Genomic DNA, 4,855 nt, shown 5'->3' with positions numbered 1-4,855 from the left:
GGCGTGGTCTGGGCCATGGTGTTCAAGCCTCTGTGGAAATGAGGTAAAATGGGAGCGCCGGTCAGGCGCCGATATCCTTGGCGGCCTTGCGCTTGTGGGCGGCGAGGGCCATCAGGCGCCGGTCGCGCCACACTTGCCGCTCGGCCAGCCCCTCTTCGGGCAGGCGGGCGCGGCGCTCGGCCAGCACGGTTTCCAGCACCGGCCCGGCCCAGTCCACGCGGCGCCACTGGTCGGGCGAGATGCGCTCGTAGATCTGCTGGTAGCGCGCCACATAGTCGGCGACGCCGCCCGGCGCATTGAGGTCGATGGTCTCGAACGGCCCCATGAAGGACCAGCGCAGTGCCAGGCCCTCGCGGATGCCAATGTCCACGTCCTCGACGCTGGCATAGCCGTCCGCCACCAGGCGGAACGCCTCTTCCAGCAATGCCCCCTGCATGCGGTTCATGACGAAGCCGTCCAGCTCCTTCTTCATCACGATGGGCGACTGGCCCGCCGCACGCATGAGGTCCGCCGCGCGGGTCATGGCGTCGGCGCTGGTCCAGGGCGCGGGCACCACCTCCACCGCGGGGATGAGATAGGGCGGGTTGATGGGATGGCACACGCACACCCGCTCCCGGCCCTTCAGATGCTTGGAGAACAAAGACGGCAGGAGCGCCGAGGTGGAGGAGGCGAGCACCGTGTCGGGGCCGGCGAGGGAGTCGAGTTCCTCATAGAGGTACTTCTTGATGGCGAGGTCTTCCGGCGCGTTCTCCTGGGCATGGGCGGCGCCATCCAGCGCCTGCGCGTAGGAGGTGGTGGCCGACAGCCGCGCCCGCACGGCCTGCGGGGAGGCGCCGTTCAGCAGGTCGTTGTCGGCGAGGTCCGGCAGCACGCCCTCGATATAGGCCAGCGCCGCCTCGGGGGCGCCCTGCGCGTGGTCGGCCAGCGCCACGTCGAACCCGGCGCGGGCAAAGGTGATGGCCCAGGCGCGGCCGATGAAGCCGGAGCCGATGATGGCGATCTTGGTCATGGAAGCCTCTTCAGGTCGAAAGAGCCCGTGCCCCGGACCCGCGACACCGCAGGTGGAGCGCCGATCCGGGGCCCAGGGGAAAAGGTCGGCGAAGCCGGCGATGCCCGCCGCCGGCTTCGCGGGAGCCGCCTTCGGCGGTTCCTTGCGCTGGGCCCCGGCTCTCCTTCCGCGGACGCTGCAGTCGGCCGGGGCACGATGTGCCCGTCCCTCACAGCCACAGCACCTGCCGCCTCAAATCGAGGTCGCGGGCCAGCGGCCGGGCGGGGCCTTCGTGCATCACCTGCCCGCGCTCCAGCACCACGGCCCGGTCGGCGAGGTTCAGCACCACGTCGAGATGGTGATCGACGATGACGAGGGTCAGGCTCCGGCGCAGCCGGTCGAACGCATCGAACAGCTCTTCCGTCACCGCCGGGGACAGGCCCTCGAACGGCTCGTCCAGCAGCAGCACGCGGGTGTCGCCCATGAGGGCGCGGGCCACCGCCACCATCTGCTGCTCGCCGCCGGAGAGCAGGTCCGCCGCCGTGTCGAGGCGCACCTTGAGGCGGGGGAACAGCTCCAGCACCTCTTCTTCGGAAAAGTGCCTGCCCGCCCCGGTGATGCGCTTCAGCCGGCCGAGTTCCAGGTTGTGGCGCACGCTCATGCCATGGAACAGGGCGCGGCCCTGCGGCACGTAGCCGACGCCGCGCCGGGCGATGGTGGCCGAGGACAGCCCGGCCAGCTCATCCCCCGCCAGCACGATGGAGCCGGCGGCCGGCTTCACGATGCCGGTGATGGTCTTGAGCAGGGTGGACTTGCCGGCGCCGTTGCGGCCGAGCAGGGCGAGGATCTCGCCCTCCTTGGCCTCCAGCGACACGTCGGTGAGGATGCGGCTCTTGCCGTAGAAGGCATCCACCTTGGATAGCGTGAGCATGGGCGTGTCGGTGGCGGCGGACTGAAGGTCCCGCGACGCCAGCGCCGCCGAGCCCGAGCCGATATAGACCTCCTGCACCTTCTTGTTGGACCGCGCGTCCTCCACCGTGCCGTCCACCAGCACGGCGCCATCGGCCATGACGGTGACGGCATCCGCCAGCTCGAACACCCGGTCGATGTCGTGCTCCACCAGCAGCACCGGCACTTGCGCAGAGATCTGCTTGATGAGGTTGGACACCCGCGTGCGTTCGGCGGCGGCAAGGCCGGCCAAAGGCTCGTCCAGCAGCAGCACCCGCGGGCGGGAGGTGAGGGCGAGCCCCATGTCGAGCAGCCGCTGGCCGCCGTAGGAGAGGGCGCCGGCCTCCGCCTTCTCCATGCCGGCGACGCCGAGGAAATCCATCATCTCCCGGGTCTCGGCAGCGATCTCGGGAATGGCCGCGGCGTCCCGCCAGGGATCGAGCCGGCTCTTGTGGGTGGCCTGCACGCCGAGGCGCAGGTTTTCCTCCACGCTCAGCGTGGGGAAGAGATTGGTGATCTGGAACGAGCGCGACAGGCCCTTCATGCACACGGCGTTGGGCGGCAGCCCGTCGATGCGCTCGCCGGCGAGGCGGATCTCGCCTGCCTGCGGGGCGAACATGCCGGAGATGAGGTTGAACGCCGTGGTCTTGCCCGCGCCGTTCGGCCCGATGAGGGCGTGGAGCGTGCGGTCCTTCACTGCCACCGCGCCCTCGCGCACCGCCTTGATGCCGCCGAAGCTGCGGACCAGGCCCTTGGCCTCCAGCACCGGCTCCGGCCGGTCCCAGCGCGGGCGGGCGGTGAGGCCGGCAGGCAGGGCACCCACCTGCGCCCCGGTGCGCTGGCCCATGGCGGCGGCTTCCTCGCTCTTTTTGCGCAGGGGGGCGACCAGGCGACCCGCCACCCCCACGAGGCCGGTGGGCGAGAACACGATGAAGGCCATGAACAGCAGGCCGAAGTAGAACAGCCAGTTCGGCGTCCACATGGACAGGAATTCGCGGAACAGCACGAAGAACAGCGCGCCCAGCGCCGGCCCGAGGAAGCTGCGCATGCCGCCGATGACCACCATGGCCAGAAGCTCGCCGGAGAATGCCACCGCGATGGGGTCCGCCGAGGCGAAGCGATGGTTGAAGGTCATGAGCGCGCCGGCCAGCGCCGCGACCCCCGCCGAGAGGGTGAAGCAGGCGATCTTGTAGGCCCGCGTGTCGTAGCCGATGAAGCGCGCGCGCTGTTCGTTCTCGCGGATCGCCACCAGCACCGAGCCCATGGGCGAGCGCACGAAGCGCTGCAACTTGAACACCACGACGAACATCACCACCGCGACGACCACGTAGAAGGCCGGCCCCGTCTCCAGGTCGAAGCCGAACAGCGTGCCCCGCCGCACCCCGCCGATGCCGTTCTCGCCGCCGGTCACGTCGGTCCAGCGGAAGGCGATGGAAAACAGCAGCGCGGTGAAGGCCAGCGTCAGCAGCGAGAAATAGACGCCGCGCCGGCGCAGCACCACGAAGCCGATGGGAATGGCGGCGAGCGCCACCAGCAGCGCCGCCGGCAGTGCCAGCACCACGCCCCATCCCGGCAGAAGGTGATGCTGGAGCAGGGCCGCCGCATAGGCGCCGAGGCCGAACCACGCGCCGTGGCCGAAGGAGACGAGGCCGGTGTAGCCGACGAGCAGGTTCAGCGCCATGCAGGCCATGGCGAGGAGCACCACGTCGCTGGCGGAGGTCAGCGTCAGGCCGATGGCGGACAGCACCGACGGCAGCACGATGAGGCTTGCCGCGGCGACCAGCAGATTGGCGTTGCGCGCGAGCATGGCGCCTCCTTTGCCCGTATGGGCGGACAGATCGGGGCGAAGGGAGGAGGTGGGGTGCTGGAGCATGGCCGCCTCACTCGAACCGCAGGATGCGCTCGCCGAACAGGCCGCGCGGCCTCAGCAGCAGCACCATGAGCATCAGCAGATACATGGAGGCCTCGGCCGCCGGCGGCACGAAATACACCGTGAGCCCGCGCACCAGCCCCACCAGCAGCCCCGCCAGCACCACCCCCCAGAACGAGCCGAGCCCGCCGATGACCACCACCACGAAAGCGGCGGTGAGGATTTCCGCGCCCATGGCCGGATGCACGCCGGAGATGGGCGCCAGCATGATGCCGGCAAGCCCCGCAAGGCCGATGCCGATGGCCGCCACCGCCGTGAGATAGGGTTTGAGCGAGATGCCGAGCGCGCCCACCATGTCCGGGTTCTGCACGCCGGCCCGCACCACGCGCCCGAAGGCGGTGCGCTGCAGCAGCAGCCACAGGCCGAGCACGGCGGCGGCGGCGACGGCGAGGATGGCGAGGCGGTAGCGCGAATAGATGAAATCGCCGACGAAGATCTGGCCCTTCAGGAAGTCCGGAATGGCGAAGGGGATGGGCGTCGCCCCGAAGGTCATGCGCAGCGCCTGCTCGATCACCATGGCAAGGCCGAAGGTGAGCAGCAGCGAGAGGATCGGATCGGCCCGGTAGAAGCGCGAGAACAGCAGGCGCTCGATGACCATGCCGATCACCGCCACCGACAACGGCGCCGCCACGAAGGCGGCGGGAAAGCCGAAGCGGTTGCCGATCTCCACGCCGATATAGGCGCCGATGGCATAGAAGCCGCCATGGGCGAGGTTCACGATGCCGCCCAGCGAGAAGATGAGCGAGAGGCCAAGCGCGATGAGCAGGTAGGCGACGCCCACCAGCAGGCCGTTGAGCAACTGCTCGATCAGGAAGACAAGTTCGAGGGGCATGGGGCGTTTACTCCACCTGAGGCGGACGGTGCATCTTCAGCGACCGGCGAAAGCCCTCTCCCGCTTGCGGGGGAGGGTCGGGAGGCGGCGGCGTCTCAGCCTGCGCGGCGCCCGCAATAGCGGCGCCGCCAACCCGCGCTGCGCGCGGGCCCCCTCC

The 4,855-nt window shown here is 69.9% G+C and carries 3 protein-coding genes; all 3 read right to left on the bottom strand.

Annotation, left to right across the window (positions count from 1 at the left end; all coding sequences use genetic code 11):
• Positions 1 to 61: 61 nt before the first annotated feature.
• Positions 62 to 1,009, bottom strand: a complete 948-nt coding sequence (locus K9U41_RS21805; RefSeq protein WP_282642941.1) for a 3-hydroxyacyl-CoA dehydrogenase — start codon at positions 1,007 to 1,009, stop codon at positions 62 to 64.
• Positions 1,010 to 1,217: 208 nt separating this feature from the next.
• On the bottom strand, positions 1,218 to 3,743 hold the full coding sequence (locus K9U41_RS21800; RefSeq protein WP_282642940.1) for a branched-chain amino acid ABC transporter ATP-binding protein/permease: 2,526 nt from the start codon (positions 3,741 to 3,743) through the stop codon (positions 1,218 to 1,220).
• 73 nt (positions 3,744 to 3,816) lie between these two features.
• Complete coding sequence (locus K9U41_RS21795; protein ID WP_282642939.1) at positions 3,817 to 4,698, bottom strand: branched-chain amino acid ABC transporter permease; 882 nt, start codon at positions 4,696 to 4,698, stop codon at positions 3,817 to 3,819.
• Between the last annotated feature and the right edge of the window lie 157 nt (positions 4,699 to 4,855).

Origin of the sequence: Xanthobacter autotrophicus (genome assembly GCF_029991245.1) — a bacterium.
GTDB lineage: Bacteria > Pseudomonadota > Alphaproteobacteria > Rhizobiales > Xanthobacteraceae > Xanthobacter > Xanthobacter autotrophicus_C.
The sequence above is the reverse complement of the archived record's forward strand: the minus strand, read 5'-3'. Positions and strand labels throughout refer to the sequence as shown.

What these genes read in the sequence shown, in the direction of transcription:
- K9U41_RS21805 (WP_282642941.1), bottom strand. Translation starts at nt 1,009, where the DNA reads ATGACCAAGATCGCCATCATCGGCTCCGGCTTCATCGGCCGCGCCTGG.
- K9U41_RS21795 (WP_282642939.1), bottom strand. Translation starts at nt 4,698, where the DNA reads ATGCCCCTCGAACTTGTCTTCCTGATCGAGCAGTTGCTCAACGGCCTG.
- K9U41_RS21800 (WP_282642940.1), bottom strand. Translation starts at nt 3,743, where the DNA reads ATGCTCGCGCGCAACGCCAATCTGCTGGTCGCCGCGGCAAGCCTCATC.